This window comes from Streptomyces sp. NPDC001941, from assembly GCF_040296945.1.
Taxonomy (GTDB): domain Bacteria; phylum Actinomycetota; class Actinomycetes; order Streptomycetales; family Streptomycetaceae; genus Streptomyces.
Genome location: NZ_JBEOYE010000071.1, coordinates 1 through 4,294, shown reverse-complemented (window position 1 = coordinate 4,294; position 4,294 = coordinate 1). Strand labels below are relative to the sequence as shown.

The window sequence follows — 4,294 nt, the reverse complement described above, 5'->3', positions numbered from 1 at the left end:
GGGCCCCGCCCCCGGCCCCCGCCCCCCGTGGCCCCCCACCTCCCCCGGTGCGGCGCCACTGGGCTGTCAGGCGGCGATCAGCGCAGGCGGACCGGGAGTTCGCGGTGGCCGTTGGTGATGAAGCTCGGCAGCAGCGGCAGCCGCTCGCCGGGGCGGGCCAGGCGCAGGTCGGGGAAGCGGGCGAACAGCGCCTTCAGGGCCACCACCGCCTCCAGCCGGGCCAGCGGCGCGCCGATGCAGTGGTGCACGCCGTGGCCGAAGGTGATGTGCTCGCGGCGGGTGGGGCGGGTCACGTCGAACGCGGCGGCGTCCGGCCCGTGCACCTCGGGGTCGCGTCCCGCCCCGGCCACGGACACCAGGATCGGGTCGCCCCGGGCGATGCGCACGCCGCCGATCTCGATGTCCTCGACCGCGTACCGCAGCGGGACGTGGAAGCCGGAGGGCTCGCAGCGCAGGGTCTCCTCGACCACGTCCTCCCAGGTCGCGCGGCCCGAGCGGACGAGCTCCAGCTGGGCGGGGTCGCTGAGCAGCCGGTGCACGGCGTGGTCGAGGAGGTTGACCGTGGTCTCGTAGCCGGCCGAGATGATGAGGAGCAGGGTGTCCAGGAGCTCCTGCTGGCTCAGGCCGGTGCCGTCCTGCTCGTCGCGCACGCCGACCAGGTGGGTGATCAGGTCCTGGCCGGGCGTCTCCCGCTTGGCCTCGACGAGCGCGCCGAGGGCCCCGTACAGCTCGCGGATGTTCTCCTCGATCGCGGTGGGCGCGACCGAGGTGAGGAAGGTCAGGCCGATCGTCTCCTGGAGCGGGCCGCGCATCTCCTCGGGTATGCCGAGGAGTTCGCAGACCACCTGGACGGGCAGCGGTACGGCGAACCGGGCGCGCAGGTCGACCTCGGCGCCCGCGGGGGTCTCGTCGAGGGCGTCGAGGAGGGCCGCGGTGATCTCCTCGACGCGCGGCCGGAGCGTGCCGATGTTGCGGGCGGTGAAGGCCCGGGCGACCAGCTTGCGCAGCCGGACGTGGTCGTCGCCGTAGGCGGTGATCATGCTGCGCACGGCGACCCAGAGGGCGATCGGCCAGTTGGCGGGTATCTCGCCGCGGATCCAGGCGGGCCAGTGCTGTTCGGCGTCCTTGGAGACCCTCGGGTCGGTCATCAGCCGCTTGAGGAGGTCCAGGCTGGTGACGGACCAGGCCAGGACGCCGCCGGGCAGCACCACCCGGGCCACCGGCCCCTGCGCGCGGATGCGGGCGATCTCGGCGTGCGGGTCGGCGCCGGAGGCGTCGAGGTGGACCGGGCAGGCGGCGGTCGCCGTGGTGCGGGTGCTCATGGTGTCGGAACCCTCTCGGTTCGGGTCGCGCGCACCGGCCACGGGCGGGGCCGCGTGGCGGGCGCGGAAAGTGCGGGACAGGAGGGAGGGCAGGGCGGGGCCCGGGACCCGGACCGGGCGGGCGTGCGCGTGGGTGCGCGGAGTTGCGCGGTCCTGGTCGGTCCTGGTGGCCTACGGCTGATCCCGGCCATCCCTGGGGGCACGGGTGTGCTGCGTGCGGTGGGGCCGCTTCCCTCGGGGCGCGGCGGGAACGGCGCGCCCGGGAGCCGGAGCGCTGCCGTGGGGGCCCGGGCCGTCGCGGCGGCCCGGGCACGGGTGCGTCAGGAGGTGTCAGGGGGCCGGGCGTGACGCTGCCGGGGCCCTGGAGGAGCCTTCGTCAGCTCCGCACGGACGGGGAAGTGCGCTGGTTCCGGGTGTGCCCCGGACACTTCTTCGAACGGGTGTCCCGGTGGAATCCGTCGCGCTGTTTCCGGTCGGCGCACCGGGGAATTCCGGCCGCAATGGCAGGGCGCCGCACCGGGGAAAGGGAGTGGTCCGGGAACGGGACGAATACCGGCCGACCGGTTCGCGGGCCCGTTTTCGTCCACGGGGAGCGCGAAACGAGCCGAAAGCATTCGGCCGTTGTTCCTGCGGGGTCGGGGGGCGGCTGGCAAAAGACCGCGTCGTGCACCATGATTGAAGCGTCTCCTGCGGGGTGGCATGACGAAGCCCCCAAGGGACTCCGGGTTCTGGCAGAACCTGATTCTCGCTGCCGCGGTTTTTCCCAAGGCAGCCTTCGCCAGGCCGAGTTGGCTCCTCGGCCAAGGCGGTGTCGGCCGCATTCCGATGTTGACCGCACCGGATTACGGCACGCACCGTGGGGCGCTCCTGGCGGGGAACGCACCTGGGTGCGCACTGCGGTTCACGACACGCCGCTCACCCCTTCTCCTGAGGAGGGGTGAGCGGGAGTCGGGACCGCTTCTTCGCGCGTGGCGTCTTCATGCTGGAAAAACGTCCGGTGCACCGGTCCCCCGTTTCTCTGGAACGCTCACGGAGCACGTCTCCGCGAAATCTCCACACACATAAGATACTGACGGGTCTGCTGCGAGTTCAACACTGATCCGGGACGAGAGGTTCTTCACGCCTGCGGCCGGGGACGGCCCGACTCCCCGCATCTGCGGGCCCATTGGCCGCTTCGGCCTCTTCCGGCCCGCCCTCGGACCCCCCGTCGGCGTCCGGCGCCGGGACGCGGCCGGGCAGGACGGCCCGCCAGAAGCCCGTGAGGACCTCGGGGGAGAGCCAGGCCCGGTTGTCGCGGGCCAGCAGCGCGAAGCCGGTGGTGGCCCCGACCACGGTGTCGGTGAGCTCGCACAGGGTCAGCGGACCGGCCGGCGCGGCCCCCTCCTCGGCGGCCTGGGCCAGCAGCCGCTGGACGCAGCCCTGCCACTCCTGGTGGATGCTCAGCCGGGTGCGGCCCGGCGCGTCGTAGTTGAGCCGGAAGCCGGCCCGCGAGACCACGTCGTGGTGCAGCAGCTCGGCCAACGCGTAGGACAGGTCCGTGAGTTCGCGCAGCGCGTCGGTCTGGCCGCGCTGGGCCTGCCGGGCGGCCCGGTAGAGGTTGCGCACGGCCGCGTGCTCCACGGCCTCGGCCAGGTCGGCCTTGTTGCGGAAGTGGAAGTGCAGGGCGCCGGTGGTGACCCCGGCACCCTCGCTCACCTCGCTCAGCTTCGTCCGTTCGTACCCGTGGCGCTCGAACCGCTCGGCGGCCGAGCGGATCAGGGCCCTGCGGGTGCGGATCGAGCGCTCCTGCTTGCGGGTCCGGCAGACGAGGGCGGGCGCGGGCGCGGTCGGGTGCCCCGGGGACGGGGTCGGCTGCGGCGGGTGAGACGACGACATGGAGCTAATAGGTACCGAGAAGAATCTTTTTTCACCAGCCGGTTGACCAAATGGCCCGTTAAGTCCCGCTGTTGCGGGCGCGCGGGTACGCGGATGTGAGCGCGCCGTGACCGGTACGAGCCGTTCCGGTCGCCTCATAACGCTCTGAAATGGGGCGAGTTCAGGCATCTCACCCCTGTCGAATCCTTTGACAGAAACATCCTCGATGGTATTAAACTCAAGGAGTCGTTGAGTCGGAGTCGATGATCCGAGGGGTAGGGGCTATGGCTGACCCGACCAGCCTGCTGGCGCGCACCGTGGACACACGGACGCGCCTCACGGGACGAGGAAGTGGCGCGATGCGCACGGGCGCGGAACCCCGGGGCTGGAACGTACTGGTCGTCCAGGGCGACCCGGCCGACACCGAACTCCTGGTCCGCGGACTCCAGCGGCACGGGCACACCGTGACCAGCGCGGACACCGGCATGGAGGCACTGCGCGCGTACGGGGAGGCGGACCTGGTTCTGCTCGACCTGGAACTGCCCGACCTGGACGGCATCGAGGTGTGCCGGGCGATCCGGCAGTTCGACGACACCCCGGTGATCGCGCTGACCGCGCGCGGCTCGGAGCTGGACCGGGTGCTCGGCCTGCAGGCCGGCGCCGACGACTACATGGTCAAGCCGTACGGCTTCCGGGAGTTGATGGCCCGCATGGACGCCGTGATGCGCCGCACCCGGCCGAGGGTCCCCCGCCAGGAGGGGCACGTGGTCAGCCACGGCGAGCTGCGGGTGGACCGCGAGTCGCGCGAAGTGGCCGTGTCCGGGCGCCGGGTGGAGGTGACCAGCAAGGAGTTCGACCTGCTCTACCTGCTGGCCAGCAACCCGGGTGACGTGATCTCCCGTACGCGCATCATGCAGGACGTCTGGGGCGGCTCATGGTCCCGGCGGACCGTGGACACCCACGTGTGCAACCTGCGCAGCAAGCTCGGCTCCAGCGACTGGATCCTGACCGTCCGCAGCGTCGGCTTCCAGATCGGCCTGGGCTGACTGCCCGTCACCCCGCTTCACGGGCAGGCACGTAGGGAAGGCCCCGTCCTCGGCAGAGGACGGGGCCTTCCC

3 protein-coding genes are annotated in these 4,294 nt (G+C 72.1%); 1 reads left to right on the top strand and 2 read right to left on the bottom strand.

Features of this window, described 5'->3' with window-relative positions; translation table 11 throughout:
* Positions 1-77 precede the first annotated feature (77 nt).
* On the bottom strand, positions 78-1,322 hold the full coding sequence (locus ABT160_RS34215; RefSeq protein WP_351651856.1) for a cytochrome P450 family protein: 1,245 nt from the start codon (positions 1,320-1,322) through the stop codon (positions 78-80).
* Between the two features lie 1,089 nt (positions 1,323-2,411).
* Complete coding sequence (locus ABT160_RS34210; RefSeq protein ID WP_351651855.1) at positions 2,412-3,197, bottom strand: ScbR family autoregulator-binding transcription factor; 786 nt, start codon at positions 3,195-3,197, stop codon at positions 2,412-2,414.
* 263 nt (positions 3,198-3,460) lie between these two features.
* On the opposite strand from ABT160_RS34210, the gene ABT160_RS34205 reads away from it, so the two are divergent.
* On the top strand, positions 3,461-4,222 hold the full coding sequence (locus ABT160_RS34205) for a response regulator transcription factor (protein WP_502984353.1): 762 nt from the start codon (positions 3,461-3,463) through the stop codon (positions 4,220-4,222).
* The last annotated feature ends 72 nt before the right edge of the window (positions 4,223-4,294 follow it).